Origin of the sequence: Sulfitobacter sp. S223 (assembly GCF_025143825.1) — a bacterium.
GTDB lineage: Bacteria > Pseudomonadota > Alphaproteobacteria > Rhodobacterales > Rhodobacteraceae > Sulfitobacter.
The window spans coordinates 2,526,190-2,549,755 of record NZ_CP083560.1; the positions used below are offsets into that span (position 1 = coordinate 2,526,190).

Genomic DNA, 23,566 nt, shown 5'->3' on the forward strand with positions numbered 1-23,566 from the left:
CGGTTGGAAAAATACGCTGCGCTGATCCAGATCAAAGCTGCACTGCGGCAACAAAGCTAACTTGGCGCAAAGACAGGGCGCGACATCGTCCGCCGACCTAGGAGATTCAGTTTTGGACAGCAAAGCCCCCCGCAAGGATACGACCACATCAAATGTCGCTACAAACTCTAGCAACGTCTATGACACGATCGACAGCTTCGCCCACGCGAATGTCGCCACGGCCACATCAGGTGTTTCGCCGTCTGTGCTGGCAGAGGCGTGGATGGATTGGGCAACCCATATGGCCGTCTCACCAGGCAAACAGTTGCAACTGATACAACAGGGCATGCAAAACGCTCAGTCAATCTGGACCGCAAGCCTTGGCCTGAGCACACCCGAAATACCAGATGACCGGCGGTTTACCGGAGAAGGCTGGCAGAAATATCCTTTCAACGTTTTAAGCCACGCGCACCAACAGTCGTGGCAATGGTGGCAAGATGCCGTAACCGGTGTGCATGGCGTGACCCCGGAACATGAAAACCTGATGGCTTTTGCGGCAGGGCTTGTTTCTGACACCATCGCGCCGTCGAACTTTGCGCCAACCAACCCTGATGTCATATCAGCCACGATTACCGAGCAGGGGCAGAACCTTGTTCGCGGCGCGAAGAACCTGTTCGATGATGTGATCGCTAAAACCAACAACGCACTTCCTGAAGACCCCCACCCCTTTGAAATCGGGCATAATCTGGCTGTGACACCGGGTAAGGTTGTCCTGCGCAACGACCTGATCGAGCTCATTCAATATGCGCCCGTGACAGGAAAAGTCCGGCCAGAGCCTATCCTGATCGTACCGGCGTGGATCATGAAATACTATATTCTCGACCTTTCTGCCCAGAACTCTCTGGTCGCGTTTCTTGTCGCGCAAGGGTTTACGGTGTTCATGATTTCATGGAAAAACCCGCAGGTTTCAGACCGTGATCTAGGCATGGCGGACTACCGCGAAATGGGCGTCATGGCGGCGATTGACGCAGCGCTTTCGATCACCAAAGCACCAAAACTTCATGCGATGGGTTATTGCCTCGGCGGTACGCTTCTGTCGATTGCGGCGGCGGCGATGGGCCGCGACAAAGACAAGCGTCTTGCGTCTGTGACCTTACTTGCAGCGCAGGTCGATTTCACCGAAGCAGGGCCGCTGAGATTGTTCATCAACGACAGTGAAGTAACGCTGATCGAGGACATGATGGCGCGGAAGGGATATCTGTCATCCGAACAGATGGCCGGTGCCTTCGCGCTTTTGCGCGCCCGCGATCTGATCTGGGCACCTGCCATACGCGAGTACTTGTTGGGGCACCGCAGCGCCGCGTTTGATCTGATGGCTTGGAACGCGGATGCGACACGGATGCCCGCGCGGATGCATTCGGAATATTTGCGTAAAATGTTCCTGAACAACGATCTGTCCGAAGGACGCTATCGCGTCAAAGGCAAGGCCGTCGCTGTGTCGGATCTGCGCGTGCCCATTTTCGCTGTAGGGACAGAAGACGACCATGTAGCGCCATGGGAATCTGTCTATAAAATCCACCTCTTCACCGACACTGACATAACTTTTGTACTGACCAGCGGGGGCCATAACGCGGGCATCGTATCAGAGCCGGGCCATCCGAACCGGCACTACCGTGTTGCGCATACTTCTGCAGATGACCCTTACAGCGATCCTTGCGACTGGATGAGTGAAAATCCGACTCAGGAAGGGTCGTGGTGGACCACATTTGCTGAATGGCTGGCGGAGCGGTCGGGCACGCCTGTGGCTCCCCCCCCGATGGGCACAGCCAAGGGTGACTATGTCCCGCTGTGTGATGCGCCCGGAACCTATGTGATGCAGCGGTAAGGCCGCAGGTATTCGGCTGTCGGCAAGGCAAAGCGACGGGCATGTGCGGAGAAATTTCAGGGTTTCTTGCGCTGATCGGGACGTGAGCGAGTACAGCATTCGAAGCGCCAAAGCTTGACCCTTTCGACCGATAGTGCAACCTCGCAGGGGACCTTTCGCAACTGCTTACTGCATCACCTCTCATATTGGACGAATTCATCCTATGACCAACGCGATCCTTGTACTGAACGCAGGTTCTTCCAGCCTCAAGTTTGCAGTCTATCCGGAAAAAGACGACGACAAAGGCGCACTCCTGCGTGGCCAGATTGCAGGGATCGGCACCCAGCCGACCTTCTCGGCACGTGATGCAGCGGGCAACAGCGCCCCTCAGGGCGATTTTGCAAAGATGGATGACGCAGTGGGGTCCGACACTGTTATCGCCATGTTGATGGAATGGTTGAACAGCTATCTTGGTGACGTGAAGATCAAGGCAGCAGGACACCGTGTGGTGCATGGCGGCCGCCAGTTCAAAGGCCCTGCTCTTGTCACGGATGCACTGATTGCACAGCTGGCGGAATTGATCCCCCTTGCGCCAATCCATCAAGAACAAAACCTTAATGCAATTGCCTGTGTTGCGGCATCAGCCCCCGACCTGATGCAAGTCGTGTGCTTTGACACCAGTTTTCACCAAACCCAGCACCCGCTGGCCAAAATGTTCGCCCTGCCGCGCGATTTGACCGAAGAAGGCGTCATACGCTACGGCTTTCACGGTCTGTCGTATGAATATATTGCCAGCGTCCTGCCCAAGCATATCGAGGACAAAGCGAATGGCCGTGTGATTGTTGCACATCTGGGCAGTGGTGCCAGCATGTGTGCCTTGAAAGAAGGGCGCAGCGCAGCAACCAGCATGGGCTTCACCACATTGGACGGATTGGTCATGGGTCGGCGCTGTGGCGCGATCGATCCGGGCGTCCTGCTGTATCTGATGCAGTCAAAGGGGATGGGGGCGACGGAAATCGAAAACCTGTTGTATCGTGAATCTGGCCTCTTTGGCGTGTCAGGCATCAGCAATGACATGGGCGTGCTGGAAACAAGCACTGATCCTCATGCCCGCGAAGCCATCGACCTTTTCTGCTTTCGCGCCGCGCGTGAACTGACCGCACTTGTTACGTCAATCGGTGGGCTGGATGCGCTGGTGTTCACAGCCGGCATCGGAGAAAATTCTGCCATGGTGCGGGCGGGCATCTGCGCCCATCTTGAATGGATGGGTGTTGAGATAGCCGCAGATGAAAATGCGCAGAATGCCGTGCGGATCAGTCCGCAGGGAGCCAAGATCGACGTGCTTGTTATCCCGACAGATGAGGAAGCCGTCATTGCCCGCGCCACACATGCGCTTACGAACTGCTGATTTGCGTCAGCCTGCTGACTGGTGGACGTACCTTCCAAGGCAGGTTCCGATGACACGGCGAAACGCAGCACCTAAGGCATGAACGGTCCGACCTGATCAAGATACGTCGTCTCGAAGGCTGCAAATTCCACAATCCTGTCATAATCGTGGAATGTGACAATGCCATCGCGGAATGTGACCATACCCGCTTCGCGCAATTGACGCAGGACACGGTTGACATGAACCGCACTCAGACCAAGGGCATCGGCCAGAAGATACTGGGTTAGCGGGCAGACATACCCTGCCCTATCTCCCATCCCGATCAGAGACAGCCGCGCGCCAAGCTCAAGCAGGAAATGTGCCATCCGTTCTGCCGCGCCGCGCCGACCAACGTCGACCAGATGCTCAACCACCATCGCCTCGTCCCGTGAAGCCGCCCAAAGTACGGCTGTGGCAAGGCGCGGCTGCGCCGCGAAGACCGCCAGAAGATCGGGTAAATGCACCTCGATCACTTCGATATCGGTCACAGGCTCAATGCTATGATCATAGGTGTGCAAAAGAATGCTACGCAGGCCCAGAAAATCACCCGGTATCTGGAAATCGACGATTTGGCGTTCCCCGTTATGCAAAATTTTATACGAACAGGCCCAACCGGAGGTGAGAATATAGGCGACCTGCTCTGTCTGACCCTGATGCACCAGATCACGACCGACAGAAAAACTGCGCCGCCGCTTATATAATCCATCAAGAACGGTCAGCTCAGCGTCCGAAAGTGCAACAAACGCCCCCAGCTTACGCGCCAGTGCTTTGCTTTCAATGAGATGCCCGTTTTCTTGCGCCATAGGCTTTCCCTACCAAAGAGCAAACGGCTCGAACTGATATCGATCAGCGCGGGCGACAAAAAATTCTGCCTATTTTGCTTCAGTCCCTGCGCATAGCAAAGTCACAGCGCGAAAAGTTTGAAAGGCTGAGAAACCATGTCCGAGGAAAACACACATTCAGGGATGGCCGCTCTCTCTATCTGCGAGGCGATATTACTTGCATTGAACGACGCAAAAATACTCCCCCAGCGCGAGATTATCGGCATCCTCAAAGATGCCGCAGCCGCGCATGAACATGCAACCGGCTCCCCTGCCGAGGTAGAAAGACACAAAGCCGTGGCAACCCTGATCAACAAGATCAACATAGGCTGAATTGCCGCCAAACCGGGCCTTGGTTAACCGCTTTTGGCCGCGGCTTCAGTTTCCCCATACGGACAGGGCAAGGACGATATGCCGCCCTGATCCAGCGCACCGAACTGCATTAGACAATTCAACTAACCAACGCCTGCAAACCGCCAGCATTTCTAGCCGAAAATGCGCCAAGCACTTTTGCTTCTTTGGCATTGATCGTCATCCGCGCGGTGTCACCGTAGCCGCCCATGTTGCTGCGCAACTCTGGAAACAGGGAAAATAATTCTTCCCGGGCATTCTCTGCCAACTGGTCTACTCCGTAGCTGGCAGGGTGGAAGCTTTCGGCGGGAATACCGTTGGCAAAGATGATTTCGTGCTGCTCGAACATGATGTGGATATATGTGACACGCTCAACGCGCTGACGCACGATGTCTGTGCCGTCAATCATATGCACCGCCGGAACCAACACCTCGGTCCGGCCAAATAACAGCTCCGCCTGATAGCCCTTTACCAGCATCCGGTGCTGAGGTGACACTGTCAGGCCGTCCGTTGCACCCGGCCAAACAGATTTCGCAAACCGCACAGGCGCAAAGCGGCCCCGGCCGCTGACCGTGGTTTTGCCAATCCAGCCGATCTTCTGGATGCCGTTATCCTGAGTGATAACCGGATCGCCGACCTTCAAATCTTCGATGCGTCGCAGGCCAGCCTGTGTGGCGATAAGCGTGCCCGGCACAAAACAGATAATGTTCTCAATCTGGGAAAAGCTGACAACAGTGCCATCCAACAGCTGCACGGTGCCAGACTGGCCACCTGCCTCTTCGCTTGGCACCGTTATATTGAGCGTGGTGCGGTCCGCCTGACCGTTTAGATCAAGCCTATCACCAGTTGTCTCGCCGCCCTCACCGCCAACGATCGTGACTGTGCCTGCACCGGCATCGCCCAGATCGACCAGAGTAAAGGTATCATCACCGTCACCACCGCTGATGGTGTCGCCTTGCGCCGCCTGAATGTTGTCGTCACCTGCCCCTGCGTTCACGGAATCAGCGCCAAGACCGCCAACAACCGTATCGGCACCACTGCCCGCATCTATGGTATCGGCACCGTCACCGCCCAGCATGCTGTCATCGCCATCCCGGGTGTTAACGTTGATGCCAGTGGTCGTGGCTGAGCCATCCACCGTGTCATTGCTGTTGCCAAGCTCGATCCGTTCGATTTCAAAGAAACCCAGCGTGTCGGTGCCGTCTGTCAGCGTGCCTGCTTCATCTTCGCTGAAAGTCACGGTTAATGGGTCCGCGATCGACGATGTATTCACTCTGATCGTATCAAAGTCATTACCGGTACTGACGTCTTCACCACCATAGACCGTATCGGCACCAAAGGCCGCTTCAACGACGATGGTGTCTGCATCTGCGCCACCTTCAATCAGATCGGCACCGGTCATCCCGTTGATGATGTCGCTGCCATCGCCGCCGATAAGCGTATCGGAGCCATCAAAGCCGAACATCAGATCATCGCCGGCTTCACCGAAAGCAAGATCATCGCCATCGCCAGCTTGGACAAGGTCATCGCCGTCGCCTGCAAGGATGGTGTCGTCACCGGCCCCGCTCGACACTGTGTCATTGCCTGCACCCGCCTCAACGCTGTCATCGTTGGAGCCATCCAGCGCATCGTTGGCGTCAATCATGTCGCCTTCTGGATCGCCCAGATAGGAGCTGTTGATATTGTCATCCCCCGCCGTGCCCTCGACGATATAGTCTGGGGCGGGTGGCGGCAGACTGAGGGTCTCGATCTCTATAAAGTTGACTGTGATCCAGTTGCCCGCAGCGTCCTGAACCTCGACGCTGCCAGACGTGCTATCGGCATCGGCATCTGTCGTTTCCGTCAGTGCACGGTAAAAAGACCAGGAAGACAGATTAAGCGTGTCACTATCGACACCGCCAGTGCCGCCATCAGCTGTGACGACTGCACCATCGGCAAAACCGCCGGCGATCACATTGATATTATCGGAATCATCTCCGGCAGACACCGTGTCATTGCCTGAGGTCAAAGCGATGTAGTCGGTGCCAGCGCCCGCGATGATGCTGTCATTCCCCTCACCGCCGTAGATGGCATCGTCGCCATCACCGCCAGAAAGGAAGTCATTACCGGTGCCGCCCCACATGCTGTCATTGCCTGTGCTACCGATAAGGCTGTCAGCCCCCGCGCCACCGGTCATGTTGTCGTTACCGGCACCGCCGTTCAGGGTATCGTTATCGTCACCGCCGTTCAGGTTGTCGTTGCCGACGCCGCCGAGCAGCGAGTCAGCGCCTGCATCCCCTTGTAGATAGTCGGCTCCGCCAGAGCCACTGAGGGTGTCTGCACCGGCCCCACCATAGATCGAGTCATTATTTGCGTCGCCAACGATGCTATCGTTGCCGTCTTCACCATAGAGCAGGTCGGCACCGGTGCCGCCGCTTATGGTGTCATTATCCAGTCCGCCAAATACGGTGTCATTGCCGTCCCCTGCAACGATGCTATCGGCATTTGAACCCGTGGCATTATCTGCCGCATCCACCATGTCGCCTTCTGGATCACCGGTATAGGACACGTCAATGAAATCGGCACCTGTGGTGCCTTCGACGATGTAGTTCGGCAGCGGGATACCAATAGCCTCAAGCGCCAGCGGATCGGTAAGCGTGCTTGCTGACACACCAATCAACGTGATGCTTTCGCCGTTTGGGAAGGTCAGTATCGCATCCCCCGACCCGTCGCCGGCAGTATCGGAAACAGTAACATCGTCGGTGTTCACCAAACCGCCGTTCAGATCGCTCAGCCCGCTAACGTCAAGCTGGTCTACCCCAGTCCATACACCAAAACCATCCACGGTCGGCGCGGTGAACCCTGTGACAGCGTCGCTCCCTGATCCATCAGCAAGGACAACCGTATCAACGCCACCGCCCAGCACGATGTTCTCTATTTCCTGAAACGTCGCTGTGCCCGTGGCGTCCGAAACACTGCCCGCTTCGGGGATTGAGGATGTAAGATCAACCGTTGTTGCATCGGTAACCGCGCTCAGATCAAGGGTATCGCCTGCTATCTCACCGAGTTCGCCGCCGAGTATCTGGTCATTACCAAAGCCGTTCTCAAGCAGGAATAAGTCGTCGCCGGAACCGCCTGAAACTGTATCGTCGCCGGACCCGCCCAAAAGGGTGTCGTCTCCGTCGTCACCGCTTATGACGTCAGCATCACCGCCGCCGCTGATGCTATCATTGCCGCCGCCGCCATACAGGCTGTCCAGTTCGGTGCCACCAAGGATCGTGTCAGCAAGATCGCCGCCAAAAACCAGATCATTGTCGGTACCGCTGTCGATATAGTTGTTGCCGGTCGAGACATAGATTTCGTCGTTGCCGGCGCCGCCAAACAATGTGTCATTGCCTGCGTCGCCTATCAGGGTGTCATTGCCGCTACCGCCATCAAGACTGTCGTTGCCGTCATCGCCATCAAGACTGTCGGCCCCTTCTCCCCCCAGCAGCGTATCATCGCCGCCCTGACCAAAAACCGTGTCGTTGCCATCACCCGCGATAACACTGTCATTGCCCAGCCCGGCCTCAACGCTATCGTTGCCGGTACCTGCCTCAATGGTGTCATCACCCAGCTCTGAGCGGACGATATCATTGCCTGCACCAGCCTGAATGGAATCGTCATTTGAGCCATCCAACGCATCGCCTGCGTCGATCCTGTCGCCCTGAGGATCGAGAACATATCCGGCATCAATCGTGTCAGCACCGGAGGTACCCTCAACCACGTAGTTCAGTGGAATATCCGCTTCGGTCGTAATCGTGACATAGCCGATATCAACGTTACCTGCCCCATCCTCGACCGCGTAAGTAAATGGTTCTGAACCAAGATCGTTATCCGACAGAATGGTCAGCGTGTTGTCGGCATTGAGGGTGATCTGTTCGCCCGTCGGGAGGGTCACAGTCTGGCCCGTGACAACCGCAATCCCGTTTATCTCGGTGATGGTCAGGCCAGAACCAGTGTTATCGATGTCATTGGAAAGAACATCAACAGTCGTCGCAGTATTCGCCTCCATCGTGATTTGGTCATCGAAGACAAGCGCGACGCTCTGAACACTGTTGGCCGCAATCAGAACGTTGGAATCATAGAACCCGTCGCCGCCATCGGCCAACGCAATGCGCATCGTGTTCGGGCCGGTAGAGCTGACCGGAGCCTTGATCGACAGCACAAGTGTCGTGCCGTCCATTTCGGTATTATACGTATCGGCAGCAACCGGATTGTCCAAATACAGGTTGGACGCCGTGGTACTGTTCACGGTATCAATCGAAACAACACCGCCGGGAACCGGATTGAATGGCACATACGTACCGTTGACCCAAACGCCGAACGCATCGTTTACGCCACCGTTAACGTATTCAAGATACTCCTCGGAAGAGAAGGTGAACAACATCGTGATGTAGTCACCAGTCGTCGTAAACGTGGTTTCAAGGACCACAGCATCCTGCGTGGCCTGACCTGTAACTGCGTCAAGCTGTGCATCACCGGCATTAAGATTGTCGGTGCTGGCGCCGTTTTCTGCTATGTTGGTGTTCGTAGTGCCGTCCGAATTGGTGAAATTCGCCGCCTGCCCTGTCGACAGGATGATCCCGCTATCCCCCGGGGCAATACCGCCCAGAGTAGCATCAGCGCCGGTATAAGTGGCAGAGGCTCCGGCAGCGCCGGTCAGGGTGGCGCTGGTTACAGTGACGCCACTGCCAAAAATTGTCTGGGCAAGGGTGATCGCGTCAGCGCCGGTGCTGATCCTCAACTCTGTTGCAGTCGCCATTCGGTATTCTTTCAATCACATAATTTGCCGCGTTTCGCGGCCACTCGTTCACAGTCGGAATATCGCAGGGAAATGGGCGCATAACGCGGCTATAAATTGAATAAAATTAGGCGCAGGCATGCCCAAAGCGTGACCATTTACACGCTAGGGTAGGTAAATCGGGGTAAATACCGGCCGCATCACCATTTCGAAACAAAATTTCGACATATTTGACCTTTGGGCTTTTCTCAAAAGTAAGAGAAATTTGCCCCTTTCATGCCACGCGAATACGTCATTTTCCGATCTGCTTGATTGAACAGAACGGGTCAATCAACGACGCGGTCAAACCCCATCAGATAGCTTAACGGCGCATGATCATCGGTCAGAATGCGTGATCCGTGGCGCGCAACGATGCTGTCTATAAATCCGGTATCAAGCGCTTGAAACCGGGTCAGTTCCGGCGCACGGGTATCAACCGCGGACAGCGCGCTGTCTTGCGCGCTGGCAAGCAGGACAAACACCCGCCGCTCCCCTGCATCCGGCCGTCCGGCTGCTGTCCAGACTTCGACGCTGGGAAACACCTCGCGCAGGGTTGCGACCACGGCGGAAAGGGCTGCAAGGCTGTCAACGCTGTCGATCAGATTCATGGCATAGACCCCTTTTGGCGACAGCCGTGCAGCGACAAGCCGGAAGAACTCAAGCGTCACCAAATGTTCAGGCACAGCAATATCGGTAAAAGCGTCGCCGACGATTACATCGAAAGTCTGGTCGCTCTGGCGCAATGCTGCGCGGGCATCGCTGTGCAGGATCGTCACGGTCGTGGGATCAAACCAGAAGTTGTCGATCGCGGTGGCTGTCACTTCGGGGTCGATTTCGGCGATGGTAATGCCTGCAATGTCGCGGTCTGCCCACGATCTGGGAACCGAGTATGATCCGCCTCCGATATGGAAGGACGTGAAGGCAGCAGACCCCATCCGCATGCGCGGCAAGGCATCCAGCATCGCTGCATGCGGTGTGAACATTACGCGCGGTGCTTCTTTTGCACTGATGCCGTGCGCCAAATGATCCACCACCATCAAGTGAACCGGATCGGCGGGATTTTCCGACAAATCAACAGTTCTGATGCAATAGTAGCTGCTTTCATGATCACAGATGGCGGGCAAGGCCAGCGCGCGCATACCGATGAAACCTGCTATCGCAATCGCGATCAAGGGCGCCACAGCACCGCGGAGCGATACCGCGCCCAACCGAAAGCACATCATCGCTGCAATCGTATAGATCGCCGAAATCACCAACAAAGTCGTCACCGACCCCAGCAGCGGCACAAAGACGAACCCTGCCATCAACGTGCCCGCAATAGCGCCAATCGCACCTGATGCAAACATTGCGCCCAGCGCCCGTTCGGATTGATCGCGACCGCGCATGGCCGCCACAGTCAAGACCGGCGCAGGCACACCCGCGAAAAGAGAGGGCAGGAAAAAGGCCAGCGACGTCAGCGCGGTAATGGCGACAAGCGGGTGAGCGATCCCTTCAACCACCGGTCCTGCAAATGCGCGCAACAGCAGGGTCGCAGCCGCAGTGAAGACCGCCGCAGCGACCATGGTCCATCCGGTCATCCTCAGGGCTGACGCCGTGGCGCGCGCCGCAATACGCCCGCCCCACCAATGCCCGACCGAAAATCCGGCAAGCACAACTGCGATGATAGAGGTCCACGTATACAGGCTCATACCGACATAGGGCGCGATCATCCGGCCCGCGACGATCTCAACCACAAGGCTGGACGCCGAAATGGCCGCTTGAAGAAAGATCAGCAGCCAAAGGGGAATGAGCGGGGGGGAAATATGTTTATCCATCTGGTATGAAAGTGCGTGTCCCACAAAATGCCGTCAATCGAAATTTGATCCGATGGCACAGAATGGCACTTGATCCTTGTGGTGGAACCAACGGAAGATAGCGACTTGATAGACAAACACTTCGCCCTGCCCTGCGCATGCGCAGCGTCTTTGGCGAGGGTGAGAGATCGGCCCCCCGGAAGACCGAGCTGTCAGAGTGGATCGAAGCCACCGGATCACTCGCCGCAGCAGAGCGTGAAATGGGCATGAGTCACAAGCTGGCGCATGCTGCTCGAAACCCTTAATGCCATGTTCCGCGCCGCCGTCTTGCACAGCGGCAAAGGTGGCCCCGGTGGTGGTGGCGCGGTTCTGACAGATGCAGGGCGCGCCGCGTTGACCGGATACCGCCGCGCCGAAGCGGCCTCTGCCAAAGCAACCGAACCGCATTTTCAAACGCTTAAATCCATGGTGGGGGATATTCTCCGAAAGAAATAACGATTGACCTTCAGCTACCCAGTCACTGATATGTTCTGCGGTATATTCCAAGGAACCTCCATGACCCTGCGCCTGCTCTTTGCGATAACAGCCTGTGTGATCAGTCTCTGCGCTTTTGGTGCAGAGGTAAAAGCAGGGGATGAGCCGATCATCGCTGCGGCCTCTGATCTCCAGTTCGCGGTCACCGACATCGCCGCAAGCTTTGAGGCGCAAACCGGATACCGCGTGCGGCTGAACTTTGGCTCGACAGGCAATTTCGCACGACAAATCCGCGAAGGCGCACCGTTTGAAGTATTTATGGCCGCCGACGAAAGCTACGTTCTGGATTTGGCGCAGGATGGGCTAACCCATGATGACGGCGCTATCTATGCCCAGGGCCGCATCGTTCTGATTGCCCCGCACGGTTCAGCACTGACGGTGGACGGTGATATGGATGGTCTGGCTAATGCCCTTGCGCAGGGACAGATCACGCGATTTGCTATCGCCAACCCGGATCATGCCCCCTACGGGGTGCGCGCGATGGAAGCGCTCAAGCACAAGCAACTGTGGCAAACGCTGCAACCGATGTTGGTGCTAGGTGAAAACGTGAGCCAAGCCGCGCAGTTTGCAACGACAGGGAATGCCGAGGGCGGGATCATTGCCTATTCGCTGGCACTTGCGCCGCAGGTGTCGGCGCTGGGCACCTATGCGCTTATCCCTGCGGACTGGCATGCGCCGCTGCACCAGCGCATGGTTTTGCTACAGGACGCAGGCCCCGTCGCCGAAGCATTTTACGACTATATGAATAGCCCGGAGGCACGCGCCATCATGGAAAGCTACGGCTTCAAGCGGCCAGAGGACTAAGCATTGGACTGGAGCGCCCTCTTTTTATCGCTGCAACTGGCGGGATGGACCGCAGTCATCTTGCTGCCGGTTTCGGTGTTCATGGGGCGGCTTTTGGCCTACCGCAGTTTTGTGGGCAAGGGCCTGCTTGAGGCGCTGGTGATGCTGCCACTGGTTCTGCCACCGACGGTTCTGGGCTTCTATTTGCTTGTGTCGCTGGGGCGCAATTCATTTGTTGGCGCGATATGGCAAGACCTGTTTGGCCAGCAACTTGTCTTTTCGTTCGAAGGACTGGTTGTTGCTTCGGTGATTTTCAACCTGCCCTTTGCCATCCAGCCCGCCCAACGCGGGTTTGAGGCGATCGCCCCCGAGGTCCGCGAGGCCGCCGCGTGCTGTGGCCTGTCCCCGCTGCGCAGTCTGTGGCGGGTGGAATTGCCGCTGGCATGGCCCGGTGTGATGACCGCGATGGTGCTGACGTTTGCACATACTTTGGGTGAGTTCGGCATTGTTTTGATGGTTGGCGGCTCGATCTCTGGTGAGACGCGTACAATTGCCATCGCTATTTACGACCGTGTGCAAGCCTTTGATACCCACGGCGCGGCTGTCATGTCAGCAGCGCTGGTTGCGATATCGTTGTTCACCATTGCGCTGACATACTGGCTGTCTGCGCGCGTCGGACGGCGGCTGTCATGACGCTTGAGGTGATGGCAAAAGCAGATGGTCCTATTCCTCTGAATGTCGACTTCAGCGTGGCACCCGGCGAAGTGCTGGCTCTTGTCGGTCCCTCTGGTTCTGGCAAGACCACGCTATTGCGCAGCATTGCCGGCCTCTGCCATCCAGATAACGGGCGGATTGTTGTAAACGGCGCAACCTGGCTGGATACAGGCGCAAGTATTGATCTGGCAGCGCACAAGAGACGGGTCGGCATGGTATTTCAGAACTACGCCTTGTTCCCGCACATGACCGCGGCCCGTAACATTATCACATCTATCGATCATCTACCGCCTGTCCAGCGCATGACTGAGGCACTGCGATTGCTTGACCTTGTGCAGTTGAATGATCTGGCTGATCGCAAGCCTGCGCAGCTGTCTGGTGGCCAACAGCAACGCGTTGCAGTGGCGCGCGCATTGGCCCGCCGCCCCGCAGCATTGCTGTTGGACGAACCATTTTCAGCAGTGGACCGCGCCACCCGTGAACAGTTGCAGGCAAGTCTCATCAGTCTGCGGGAGCATCTCTCGATGCCGACCATCATCGTCACCCATGACATGAACGAAGCACAGCTGCTGGCAGATCGCGTGCTTGTCCTACGTGAGGGCCGCGCCGTCGCCTACGGCCCGACAGCCGAGGTCATGTCTGACCCACACGCCATGCGCACAATGGGCATCCGCGAAGTTGCCGCCCTGTTGCCTGCCCTAGTGGCGGAACAAGAAGAGGACGGTATGACCCGCCTTGATACAGCGACGGGGCCGATCTGGCTGCCGCGGATTGAAGCACCGGTTGGCGCGCGCGTCAGGGTGCGCATTCTGGCCCACGAGGTGCTCCTTGCAAGAGAACGGCCAACTGGTCTTTCGGCACAGAACATTCTTCCTGCCACTATTACCGATATCCGCCCCGGCGATGGCCCAGGCGTCATGGTCGAACTGGCCTTGGGCGAGGATCAAATCCTTGCCCGCATCACCCGACGCGCGGTTCAGGCACTTGCGCTCGAAACCGGAAGCGAGGTGCATGTCATCCTCAAAGCGATGTCTGTGGCGCGCAACCAGATCGCCACACAGTCCAAGTGACGCCATCGCGCTTTGACCGCTGCCTCGATCTATATCCTACCTTGCGGAAACTACTGCCGATATGGTCATTTTTTGCTGGCAATTGCCCATAGATTTCGGGTTTGGTTCTTTGGATATCAGACGAACAGGCGAAGCTATGGCGGACTACGACTATATCATCATTGGTGCCGGATCTGCGGGTTGCGTGCTGGCCGAACGGCTAAGTGCGTCAGGCCGCCACAAGGTACTTGTTCTTGAGGCCGGCAGGCGCGGTCGATCGCCCTGGATCGCACTGCCGCTGGGCTATGGCAAAACCTATTTTGACCCAGATGTGAACTGGAAATACCAATCCGCTCCGGAAGAGGCGTTGGACAGGCGTGCCGGTTATTGGCCTCGCGGAAAGGTCGTTGGTGGCTCTGGTGCGATAAACGCCTTGGTCTATGCACGCGGCCTGCCGCATGACTTTGACGACTGGGCAGCAGCTGGGGCCACCGGATGGAACTGGTCTGCGGTGCGTGACACCTATGATGCAATGGAAACCCAATTAGGCACCGATGGCAGTCGTACAGGCAGCGGGCGGCTGCACGTGCAGGATGTCTCGGACCAGATCCACAAGGTAAACCGCCACTTCTTTGCGGCGACAGAGGAATTGGGCCTGCCGCGAACGCCAAATATCAATGGCGCGCAGAGCGAAGGCGCTGCCGTTTACAGGATCAATACCAGTGGCGGCAGGCGGATGCATTCCGCGCGTGCCTTCCTGAAACCAGCGCTAAATCGGGCCAATGTAACCCTGTTAACGGGCGCTATGGTCAACCGGATCGTGTTTGAAGGCCGACGTGCCACCGGCGTTGAACTGCGCCACAAAGGCCAAACAGTAACCCTGCGTGCAGGACGTGAGATCATCCTGTCAGCCGGTGCTGTCACCTCTCCGCGTATCTTGCAGCTATCGGGGATCGGGCCTGCACACAGATTGAAGGAACTGGGCATTTCACCTCTGCTGGACGCGCCCCACGTGGGCGGCAATCTGCAAGACCATCTTGGCGTTAACTACTACTTCCGCGCCACTGAGGCGACGCTGAATGATGCGCTGCGGCCGTTTCACGGTAAGGTGATTGCCGCACTGCAATATGCGTTGAAGCGGCGTGGACCTTTGGCCCTATCAGTGAACCAGTGCGGCGGCTATTTCCGGTCGGATACGGCGCTTGCCCGTCCCGACCAGCAGCTTTACTTCAATCCGGTCAGCTACTCTACATCGCCCAGCGATAAACGCAGCGTGGTGCAACCGGACCCGTTCCCCGGCTTTATCATCAGCTTCCAGCCATCGCGGCCCACAAGCCGCGGGCGCATCGACATCAGCGCCAATGATCCGGATGCGCCCCCGCTGATCCGGCCCAATTCGCTGGCCACCGATGAGGACCGTGCACAGGTCATCGCCGGCGGGCAGTTGTGCCAAAGACTGATGAACACCGACGCGCTCAAAAAGCTGGTTCAAAGCGCGATGGAGCCCGATCTGTTCCGCATGACACCAGACGATATATTGGCCGACTTTCGCGCACGCTGCGGCACGGTGTTTCATCCGGTCGGCACCTGCCGGATGGGGGCGGACGCTGCCACATCTGTCGTCAGCCCCCGCTTGTCTGTCCACGGGATCGACGGGCTGAGGGTCGTTGATGCGTCTGTCTTTCCCAACATCACATCCGGCAACACCAATGCGCCGACGATGATGCTCGCGCATCGCGCGTCCGACCTGATCCTGGATGACGCTTCCTAAGCCGCAAAGGACGTGTCCTTTGCCGGGTTACAAAGCCAGATCATCTTTCAGGGCGGCAATGGAGTAATCTTTTTTATCGGCGGTCCGCTTGATCATCCCGCGCTCCATAACCACAAAATTGTCGCCCTGCTGAAAGGCAAAGTCGGCGTTCTGTTCGACCAGCACAATCGCCATCTCACCTTGCGCGCGCAAGTGTTGCAAGGCATCCCCGATCTGCTGGATAACATTGGGCTGGATGCCCTCTGTCGGTTCATCCAACAACAACACACGTGGACGGGTGATCAGTGCCCGCGCGATTGCGAGTTGCTGTTGCTGGCCGCCGGAAAGGTCGCCGCCGCGCCGTGACTTCATTTCTTTCAAGACGGGAAACAGCGCGAATATTGCTTCGGGGATGACGTGATCGGATTTTGGCAGACAGGCAAATCCGGTTTCTAGGTTCTCAAGTACGCTCATCATCGGAAAGACTTCGCGCCCCTGCGGGACATAAGCAATGCCAGCGCGTGCGGCATCCACAGGCGATGCCAGCCTGACCGCGCGCCCCTCTACGCTCACTGTGCCACCTGCCACCGGATGCCGCCCTGCAATGGCCTTCAGCAGGCTGGTTTTGCCCACACCGTTGTTGCCGATCACGGTGGTGATGCGACCCATTGCAGCGGTCATGGAGACATCAAACAGTATCTGGCTTTGCCCGTACTTCAGGTCAAGGTTCTGAACTTCAAGCATCGGCACGCCCCAGATAAACTTCGATCACACGCGGGTTTGAGGTGACGTGATCAAGGCTGCCCTCAGCCAAAACGGAGCCTTCGTGCAGCACGGTCACTTTGCAATTCAGGCGGCGAACGAATTCCATATCGTGTTCCACCACCACCACGGCGCGCGTCTGTGCCGCGCGGCGCAGGATATCTGTCGTCTTTTCACGTTCTTCCACTGTCATACCGGCGGCAGGTTCATCCACCAGCAACAACCGCGGCTCTTGAGCGAGCAACATCCCGATTTCAAGCCATTGCTTTTGACCATGGCTCAATTCACCTGCGCGACGGGTCAGACTATCAGACAAACCGATCTCTTCGGCGACTTCCTCAATCCGTGCGGCATTTCCAGCGGTCTTTTTGTGCATAAGAACCGCAAATGGTCCACGCGGGTTTTTCAATGCCATGGCAAGGTTCTGACGCACCGTCTGTTCTTCGAATACTGTGGGTTTCTGGAACTTGCGGCCAATGCCTTCGCGCGCGATCTGGCTTTCTGACATGCCCAGCAGCGAGATATTACGCTCCCCCCAGATAACGGTGCCTTCGTCCGCCTTGGTCTTACCTGTCACGAGGTCCATGAACGTCGTTTTACCCGCGCCGTTCGGCCCGATGATGGCGCGCAATTCGGCAGGGGCAAAGTTGATTGACAGATTGTTGATGGCGCGGAACCCGTCAAAGCTGACGCTGACGCCCGAGACTTCCAACAGCATACTCATTGCGGCTTCCTCACCAAATAGTCGAACAATCCGCCAATGCCTTTGGGAAAGAACAAAGTGACCGCCACAAAGCTGAAGCCAAGCAGAACCAGCCACCAATCCGTCCACTGGATTGTGTAGAAGCCCAAGTTGATGTTTGGTGCCCCGCCGCCGGTGAACCAGCTTGAGAGAAGCGAAACGAATGCAGCGCCGATCACAGCTCCGTACAACCGCCCGCGTCCGCCGATTGCCACCCAGACGGCAAGATAGATTGATGCAATCGGTGCGATTTCACCGGGATTGATGATGCCCGCTTGCGGATAGTAAAGCGCACCGGCGATGCCGGAGACGACAGCGGTGATGGTAAAGATGAACAGCTTGTAGCTTTCCACGTGGTAGCCAAGAAAGCGCACGCGCGCCTCGTTATCGCGGATGCCTTTGACCACGCTGCCCATCTTGCCCGAGACAACCCAAGCAAAAAATACATAGCCCGCTGCCAGTGCTGCCGCAGACGCAAGGAAGAACACAATCGATATGGCAGCCTGCGGGGTATCCTCAAAGCCGGGAATGTTTTGCAGTCCCGACAGGCCGTTGTTGCCCCGCAGCCCGCTGTCGTTCTGGAAAAGATAAAGCGAAAGCGCCAGCGTCATGGCTTGGGTCAGGATCGACAGATAGACGCCAGTAACGCGGCTCCGGAAGGCCAGCCAGCCAAAGACCAGCGCCAACAGGCCGGGGACCAGAACCACCATGGCAAGTTGCAGAAACAGGCTGTCTGCAAAGCTCCAGATCAGAGGGAACTCCGCGCTGCCGACGACGCCGAAAATCTGGTTGCCGATGGCGTCTGATATTTCTTGGGGCGTGGGCGGAATGGTTTGCGCGGCAAGGTTATCCAGCACGATGCTTTCCGTGCGTGCATACATCAGCCACATGCCAATGGCATACCCGCCGATGCCGAAGAAGGCGAAATGCCCAAGGCTCAGGATGCCGCAATAGCCCCAGACGACATCCATCGCGATCGCGATCAGACACAGGCACAGTGTTTTACCCAAGACCTTGACGAATGAGGTAGAGATCAGGCCGATGCCAGTGACTTCGGACAGCATTGCGACGCAAAGGGTAAAGACCCCGAGTGCTGCCAGAAAGTACATCACACTGGGGTTTTGGGATATAAAAGAGCGGTTCATTGATCCGCCTCCAAAGTCATGGTCATAAAGATCGAATGGGGATCGGTAACGTAGTCGCCGAATGGGTCACATTCAGTGAAGCCGTGCGCGGCATAAAGCCCGCGCGCCGCGCTAAAGGCGGGATGCGCGCCGGTTTCCAACGAAAGCGTTTTGAGCCCCTCTTCGCGGCCGGCAGTCACGATGGTCTGGATGATGGCACGCGCCACGCCCTTGCCTCTGGCAGTGGCGCGCGTGTGCATGGACTTGATTTCCCCATGGTGGGCAGACAGCCGTTTCAGGGCCCCCATGCCAATCAGTTCATCCCTTTCATACGCGCCCCAGACTGTCAGATCAGGACCAAACAATGCCGATACAGGCAAGCGATGGCAGCTTTCGGCGGGGGCGGTACTGTCACAAAAGACGGTGTGGGTATCGACCAGATGCTCAAAAGCTGGCGTCGGGGCGGGGAGAATTACGATGCGCATACTCAATCCGCCGCCGCGCGACCCTTGAGGGCAACGATGCCCTTTGGCCGGAACTGGATAAACAGGATGATGAATAGGATCATATAGGTCTGTGCCGCCAATGTGTTGGAGGGGTTGAGCCATTCGATCCCCTTTTGCAAAAAGCCGATCATCGAGGCACCAGCAAGCGTGCCCCAAACATTGCCAACCCCGCCGACAACCACGGTCATAAAACTTTGCACGATGTAATCTGCGCCCATTTCAGAGGTCACTTTGGCATAAAGCCCGATAGCCACGCCCGCGATCCCCGCAATGCCGGAGCCAAGACCGAAGGTCATCATATTGATGCGGTCGGGGTTGATGCCCATGCTGGCGGCCATACCGGGGTTCTGGGTGACCGCGCGCACCTCAAGCCCCAGTCGCGTGCGTTTGAGCACGAAAAGGATCAGCGCGAGAAACAGCAGAGCCAGAACAAATATCGCGATGCGGATATAGCTGATCTGGATTACGTCAGAAAACACCAGCGCGCCGTCCAGCCATTCAGGGGAGGTCAGCGGACGCGCCTGCGTGCCAAAGATATTCTTTGCCAACTGCTGCAAGGCAATCGAGATGCCGAAGGTGGCCAACAATGTTTCTAGCGGGCGGTGATAGAGGTGGCGGATCACCAACCGCTCCATCGCGACACCGGCCCCGAATGTGATGGCAAACGCCAGCGGCAAGGCAATGATGATCGACAGGGTGTAATCGGGCACGAACAGCTGCACCACATAGCCCGTATAAGCCCCCATCATAATAAATTCGCCATGGGCCATGTTGATCACCCCCATCACACCAAATGTGATGGCAAGGCCAATGGCCGCGAGAAAGTAGATCGAGGCAAGCGACAGACCATCAAGCGCCAGATCAACGGTCTGGGCCACCCCGACACGCGCTTCGACCGACGCGAGTGCTGCCTCTGCTGCATCTGTCACGGCGGTGTCAGGTTCATCATAAATCTCGTAGAAAGCGTAGAATGGCAGTGTGTATGCGATGGTCTGTTCTGTAACCAAAGGCGGGACCAATTCTGCCTCGGCCAGCGCGGCGTAGGCCTTGGCCCGCATGTCATCGGTGTCCAACTGTGCCAGCGGCACGCCACCCACACGGCCATTATCGATGTGCGCCTCCAAGGCGGTGCGGATCATTTGCCGAGTGGTCATCTGCGGGGCGAGACCAGCCTCTACCGCTTGGGCGTAATAGGCTAGCGGCGTATCAGTCGGGTCGATTACCCGCGCAATGTTGCCTTCTGGCAGTGTAGCTTCGGTGCTATCTGGCAGGTTGGTTGCCACCCCTGCTTTTGTGCTGAGGATTTGATTCAGCGCCGCGCGCGCCTCGACACTGGTGTCCGTCGATAGGCTGTAAATCGCCGCAATCCTCTGCTCCTGTGTATCGGCAAAGCTGGCAGACATGAAATTGGCTAACTGGATTTTGCGTGCCTTCAGGGCGGCATCCACCTCTCCTTCAATCGATGCAAGAAGCGGTGCTAGCTGGGTCGCATCCGGCCTGCGCGCGATTGAGGCAACCGCCGTCTCGCGCCGCGCCAGATCGGGATCGCTTAGCTGGAACTGGACAAGGGCCGTTCCGATCACCCGCCGCACGCCTCCGTTCGGCTTGAGCTGGGTAAAGCTGTGCTTCGGCTGTGTTGTCTCCGCCCCCGTATCAACATCGCGCAGGGCCAGATCATCGCCCTGCTCACGTGCAATAAAGAACATGCCATCTTCCTGCTGCCAGACATTCTTTTCTGACCACTGCTCAAGAAACGTCGGAACTTGCGGCAAACCGGAAGCGACCAGATCGTCCAGCACCACCCCCACCGAATTGCGCGAGGGTTTGGCAAGCTCGTCCGCATGGGTTTGCAGGATGGCTTGCAGGTCTTGAGCTTGTGAGCTGGTCACGGAAGCAAGGCAAACAGCAAGAGCCAGAAAAAGGGGGCGCATAAGGCGGGACTTTCGGAATTTAAGGATGCGCGAGGCCCATGGATACAGGCCCCGCGCGAGGTGTTTTAGTAGTTGGATGTCAGCTGGACACAGGCCTTGGTTTCAGTGTTGTACATGCCGCAACCAAGGTCCTTCCAATCAGAGGTCAGAACCTTTGACGCGGGCAGGAAGTCCGTCCATGCATCGCCCGGCACTTCCTCAGTCTGAGAGATGATGTCGAACTGGCCCTCTGCGGTGATCTCACCGATCAGGACTGGTTTGGCCAAATGGTGGTTTGGCAGCATGACAGCTGTGCCGCCTGTGAGGTTCGGGAACTCCTGACCATACATTGCCGTACGGACGGCATCCACATCGGTGGTGCCTGCCGCTTCAACCGCATTCACCCACATGTTGAAGCCGATGTAATGCGCCTCCATCGGGTCATTGGTCACACGCTCTTCGCCAGCGAAGGCTTTCCATTCCTTGATGAACTCGGCGTTTGCAGGGGTATCGGCCGACTGGAAGTAATTCCATGCCGCAAGGTGGCCAACTAGGTTGGAGGTATCCAGACCCGACAGCTCTTCTTCACCGACAGAGAACGCGACCACGGGGATATCATCAGCAGAGATATCTGCCGCGGCGAGTTCTTTATAGAAGCCGATATTCGCGTCGCCATTGATGGTGGAAATCACACCCACCTGTTTACCATCTGCGCCCAGCGCGACGACGTCCCCGACGATTGTCGCCCAGTCGGAATGACCGAAGGGCGTATAATTCACAAAGATATCTTCCTTTGCGATGCCTTTGTCTTGCAGATATTGCTCAAGAATATTGTTGGTCGTGCGGGGATACACATAGTCTGTGCCCAACAGCGCGAACTTCTCTACACCCAGTTCTTCAAGAAAGTAATCTACCGCAGGGATCGCCTGCTGGTTTGGCGCTGCACCTGTGTAGAACACGTTTTTGGAGCTTTCTTCTCCCTCGTACTGAACAGGGTAGAACAGAAGGCCGTTCAGTTCCTCGATGACCGGCAGCACGGATTTGCGCGACACAGACGTCCAGTTGCCAAAGATCACATCGACGTCCGACACCGTCAAAAGCTCACGTGCTTTTTCGGCGAACAGCGGCCAGTCAGAGGCCGGATCGACGACGACCGGTTCAATCTGGCAGCCCAGCACACCACCGGCGGCGTTCTGTTTTTCGATGAGCATCAGCATCGTATCTTTCAGGGTCGTTTCGGAGATTGCCATTGTGCCGGATAGCGAATGCAGAACGCCCACTTTGATCGGATCAGCGCATTCAGCAGCGGCAAATGATGTTGTCCCCATCAGAACAGCAAGCGAGAGAGAGGTGATTTTCAATGTCATTTTTTTATCCCTATTGTCGCCGCGCGCACTTTCAGAGGTGCCAAAAGCACTTTCCAAAAGCGTTCTGAACAGTGTAGCCAGATAGCGCAGCAGTGTTGTTGCAGTCGCGTAGAGGGAGAAGTCTTCCCGGACGCCCTTCTACGCGGCAGTTTTGCCCTTGATGGGCAGCGTCAGTTAGAACCAGCCCGAAAACCTATGCCACGATTCATCATGTTTCATCGGCCCACCAATGACATCTGCCAGAAAATTAGGCAGTTAAATTTCGCAACGCCTATCAATTAATCAGCAAATATGACGGTCAGCCGCCTGAGGGTGTCACACGATAAGGTTCAAGGCTGGCTTCGAATGCTTCAATGAATTCCTGCACCACCAAGGACGGGCGCATTAAGGTTGGCTGCAATAGCGAAAGCCGATGCGGCAGAGTCGGAGCAAATGGGCGCAACTGCACGGCATCCGACGCGATCTTTTCTGCATCCAGCTCGCTTATCACCGCGACACCGATGCCTTGCGATATCAACGCACAGGCTGCCGTGAACTGACGGATTTCTACAAGCGTGTTGAATTGGTATCCTTGTGACTTGAATAGGTCAGACAGGCTTTTGAAAAATGCGCTGTCGCGTCGGGTGTGGATGATACGTTCACCGTCCAGATCGGCAGGCGTCACGACCTTACAAGTCTCCAACCTATGTCCGGTGGGGAACACGCACACGGTGCGCACATCGATATCCTTGCTCTGCACCGCTGGATGCCCCTCAAAGCTGTCCGTGATGCCAAAATCGAACTTCTCTCCGATGATCCATTCAAGGATGCGCTCCGGTCGGTCGGGCTCAATGGTGATGCTGAGGTTGGGACGCTCTTTCAAGAATTGCGCCACCACGATCGGGAGATGGCTGGTGGCAAACCCGGGCAGGCACGTAATACGTATATGACCCGCCTTGCGCTCAGTAATGCTTTGGCTGGCCTCACCGATCTGTTCCATTAGTTCAAGGACGCGCTGGATGTCTGGTTGCAGGAACCGCACCTCTTGCGTCGGCACCAACTGCCCGTCGCGGCGGTCGAAAAGGGCAAATCCGAATGACTGCGCAAGGTCGGACAAAAGCCTGCTGGTCGCGGGTTGGCTAATTCCCAAATCTTTTGCGGCGCGTGTCACAGAACCGTAACGCACCGCCGCCATAAGGGCCTCAAGCTGACGTAACCGCGGAATTTGTTTCACTATGAATAGACCTCTTATGAAGAACGCCGCACCCATAACACGGTGTTATGTTTTTTCAATATTTTGCGGTCTTGAAT

The 23,566-nt window shown here is 56.9% G+C and carries 18 protein-coding genes; 8 read left to right on the forward strand and 10 right to left on the reverse strand.

Going from position 1 to position 23,566, the window contains the following annotated elements:
- Positions 1 to 112: 112 nt before the first annotated feature.
- Both K3757_RS12080 and K3757_RS12085 read left to right on the forward strand, forming a co-directional pair.
- Positions 113 to 1,864: an alpha/beta hydrolase gene (locus K3757_RS12080; RefSeq protein ID WP_259995830.1), complete on the forward strand. Its 1,752-nt coding sequence runs from the start codon at positions 113 to 115 to the stop codon at positions 1,862 to 1,864.
- A 202-nt stretch (positions 1,865 to 2,066) separates the two neighbouring features.
- Positions 2,067 to 3,251 carry an acetate/propionate family kinase gene (locus K3757_RS12085; protein WP_259995831.1) on the forward strand — a complete coding sequence of 395 codons (1,185 nt, stop codon included), beginning with the start codon at positions 2,067 to 2,069 and terminating at the stop codon, positions 3,249 to 3,251.
- A 71-nt stretch (positions 3,252 to 3,322) separates the two neighbouring features.
- On the opposite strand, the gene K3757_RS12090 is transcribed toward K3757_RS12085, so the two are convergent.
- The gene (locus K3757_RS12090; RefSeq protein WP_259995832.1) at positions 3,323 to 4,072 is read right to left on the reverse strand and encodes a Crp/Fnr family transcriptional regulator; all 750 of its coding nucleotides are present in this window, start codon (positions 4,070 to 4,072) and stop codon (positions 3,323 to 3,325) included.
- Between the two features lie 135 nt (positions 4,073 to 4,207).
- Here K3757_RS12090 and K3757_RS12095 point away from each other — a divergent pair, with 135 nt between their 5' ends.
- Positions 4,208 to 4,423 (forward strand): hypothetical protein, encoded by a 216-nt coding sequence (locus tag K3757_RS12095; protein WP_259995833.1) that lies wholly within the window; start codon positions 4,208 to 4,210, stop codon positions 4,421 to 4,423.
- Between the two features lie 118 nt (positions 4,424 to 4,541).
- Here the strand turns inward: K3757_RS12095 and K3757_RS12100 are convergent, their stop codons facing one another.
- Positions 4,542 to 9,224 (reverse strand): choice-of-anchor L domain-containing protein, encoded by a 4,683-nt coding sequence (locus K3757_RS12100; protein WP_259995834.1) that lies wholly within the window; start codon positions 9,222 to 9,224, stop codon positions 4,542 to 4,544.
- 305 nt (positions 9,225 to 9,529) lie between these two features.
- The gene (locus K3757_RS12105) at positions 9,530 to 11,056 is read right to left on the reverse strand and encodes a fused MFS/spermidine synthase (protein ID WP_259995835.1); all 1,527 of its coding nucleotides are present in this window, start codon (positions 11,054 to 11,056) and stop codon (positions 9,530 to 9,532) included.
- Positions 11,057 to 11,320: 264 nt separating this feature from the next.
- Between K3757_RS12105 and K3757_RS12110 the strand changes: the two genes are divergently transcribed.
- From K3757_RS12110 to K3757_RS12130, 5 genes are all read left to right on the forward strand, one after another.
- A complete protein-coding gene (locus tag K3757_RS12110) occupies positions 11,321 to 11,530 on the forward strand; it encodes a hypothetical protein (RefSeq protein ID WP_259995837.1) in 210 nt (69 codons plus the stop codon).
- 60 nt (positions 11,531 to 11,590) lie between these two features.
- Positions 11,591 to 12,373, forward strand: coding sequence for a molybdate ABC transporter substrate-binding protein (modA, locus tag K3757_RS12115; RefSeq protein ID WP_259995839.1), 783 nt, complete (start codon positions 11,591 to 11,593; stop codon positions 12,371 to 12,373).
- A gap of 3 nt (positions 12,374 to 12,376) precedes the next feature.
- Positions 12,377 to 13,045 (forward strand): molybdate ABC transporter permease subunit, encoded by a 669-nt coding sequence (gene modB, locus K3757_RS12120; protein WP_259995842.1) that lies wholly within the window; start codon positions 12,377 to 12,379, stop codon positions 13,043 to 13,045.
- Positions 13,042 to 14,136, forward strand: a complete 1,095-nt coding sequence (gene modC / locus K3757_RS12125) for a molybdenum ABC transporter ATP-binding protein (protein WP_259995843.1) — start codon at positions 13,042 to 13,044, stop codon at positions 14,134 to 14,136. Before modB ends, modC begins: the two co-directional genes overlap by 4 nt.
- Before the next feature lie 136 nt (positions 14,137 to 14,272).
- Positions 14,273 to 15,886, forward strand: a complete 1,614-nt coding sequence (locus K3757_RS12130) for a GMC family oxidoreductase (protein ID WP_259995844.1) — start codon at positions 14,273 to 14,275, stop codon at positions 15,884 to 15,886.
- A 27-nt stretch (positions 15,887 to 15,913) separates the two neighbouring features.
- Here K3757_RS12130 and urtE read toward each other — a convergent pair whose 3' ends face one another.
- The 7 genes from urtE to K3757_RS12165 form a co-directional block, all read right to left on the reverse strand.
- Positions 15,914 to 16,609, reverse strand: a complete 696-nt coding sequence (urtE, locus tag K3757_RS12135) for an urea ABC transporter ATP-binding subunit UrtE (protein WP_259995846.1) — start codon at positions 16,607 to 16,609, stop codon at positions 15,914 to 15,916.
- Positions 16,602 to 17,351 (reverse strand): urea ABC transporter ATP-binding protein UrtD, encoded by a 750-nt coding sequence (gene urtD / locus K3757_RS12140; RefSeq protein WP_259995847.1) that lies wholly within the window; start codon positions 17,349 to 17,351, stop codon positions 16,602 to 16,604. The genes urtE and urtD overlap by 8 nt, the downstream gene beginning before the upstream one ends.
- Entirely contained in the window at positions 17,348 to 18,514 is a 1,167-nt protein-coding gene (urtC, locus tag K3757_RS12145; RefSeq protein WP_259995848.1) for an urea ABC transporter permease subunit UrtC, read from the reverse strand. Before urtC ends, urtD begins: the two co-directional genes overlap by 4 nt.
- Positions 18,511 to 18,978 (reverse strand): GNAT family N-acetyltransferase, encoded by a 468-nt coding sequence (locus tag K3757_RS12150; RefSeq protein ID WP_259995849.1) that lies wholly within the window; start codon positions 18,976 to 18,978, stop codon positions 18,511 to 18,513. The genes urtC and K3757_RS12150 overlap by 4 nt, the downstream gene beginning before the upstream one ends.
- A 2-nt stretch (positions 18,979 to 18,980) precedes the next feature.
- Positions 18,981 to 20,930 carry an urea ABC transporter permease subunit UrtB gene (gene urtB / locus K3757_RS12155; RefSeq protein ID WP_259995850.1) on the reverse strand — a complete coding sequence of 650 codons (1,950 nt, stop codon included), beginning with the start codon at positions 20,928 to 20,930 and terminating at the stop codon, positions 18,981 to 18,983.
- 65 nt (positions 20,931 to 20,995) lie between these two features.
- Positions 20,996 to 22,276, reverse strand: coding sequence for an urea ABC transporter substrate-binding protein (urtA, locus tag K3757_RS12160; RefSeq protein ID WP_259995851.1), 1,281 nt, complete (start codon positions 22,274 to 22,276; stop codon positions 20,996 to 20,998).
- Between the two features lie 298 nt (positions 22,277 to 22,574).
- Complete coding sequence (locus tag K3757_RS12165; protein ID WP_259995852.1) at positions 22,575 to 23,489, reverse strand: LysR substrate-binding domain-containing protein; 915 nt, start codon at positions 23,487 to 23,489, stop codon at positions 22,575 to 22,577.
- Positions 23,490 to 23,566: the final 77 nt, after the last annotated feature.

Excerpts from the sequence above, each read along its gene's own strand:
- K3757_RS12085 (WP_259995831.1), top strand. The coding sequence starts at position 2,067 with ATGACCAACGCGATCCTTGTACTGAACGCAGGTTCTTCCAGCCTCAAG.
- K3757_RS12090 (WP_259995832.1), bottom strand. The coding sequence starts at position 4,072 with ATGGCGCAAGAAAACGGGCATCTCATTGAAAGCAAAGCACTGGCGCGT.
- K3757_RS12095 (WP_259995833.1), top strand. The coding sequence starts at position 4,208 with ATGTCCGAGGAAAACACACATTCAGGGATGGCCGCTCTCTCTATCTGC.
- K3757_RS12100 (WP_259995834.1), bottom strand. The coding sequence starts at position 9,224 with ATGGCGACTGCAACAGAGTTGAGGATCAGCACCGGCGCTGACGCGATC.
- K3757_RS12105 (WP_259995835.1), bottom strand. The coding sequence starts at position 11,056 with ATGGATAAACATATTTCCCCCCCGCTCATTCCCCTTTGGCTGCTGATC.
- K3757_RS12110 (WP_259995837.1), top strand. The coding sequence starts at position 11,321 with ATGCTGCTCGAAACCCTTAATGCCATGTTCCGCGCCGCCGTCTTGCAC.
- modA (WP_259995839.1), top strand. The coding sequence starts at position 11,591 with ATGACCCTGCGCCTGCTCTTTGCGATAACAGCCTGTGTGATCAGTCTC.
- modC (WP_259995843.1), top strand. The coding sequence starts at position 13,042 with ATGACGCTTGAGGTGATGGCAAAAGCAGATGGTCCTATTCCTCTGAAT.
- K3757_RS12130 (WP_259995844.1), top strand. The coding sequence starts at position 14,273 with ATGGCGGACTACGACTATATCATCATTGGTGCCGGATCTGCGGGTTGC.
- urtE (WP_259995846.1), bottom strand. The coding sequence starts at position 16,609 with ATGCTTGAAGTTCAGAACCTTGACCTGAAGTACGGGCAAAGCCAGATA.
- urtD (WP_259995847.1), bottom strand. The coding sequence starts at position 17,351 with ATGAGTATGCTGTTGGAAGTCTCGGGCGTCAGCGTCAGCTTTGACGGG.
- urtC (WP_259995848.1), bottom strand. The coding sequence starts at position 18,514 with ATGAACCGCTCTTTTATATCCCAAAACCCCAGTGTGATGTACTTTCTG.
- K3757_RS12150 (WP_259995849.1), bottom strand. The coding sequence starts at position 18,978 with ATGCGCATCGTAATTCTCCCCGCCCCGACGCCAGCTTTTGAGCATCTG.
- urtB (WP_259995850.1), bottom strand. The coding sequence starts at position 20,930 with ATGCGCCCCCTTTTTCTGGCTCTTGCTGTTTGCCTTGCTTCCGTGACC.
- urtA (WP_259995851.1), bottom strand. The coding sequence starts at position 22,276 with ATGACATTGAAAATCACCTCTCTCTCGCTTGCTGTTCTGATGGGGACA.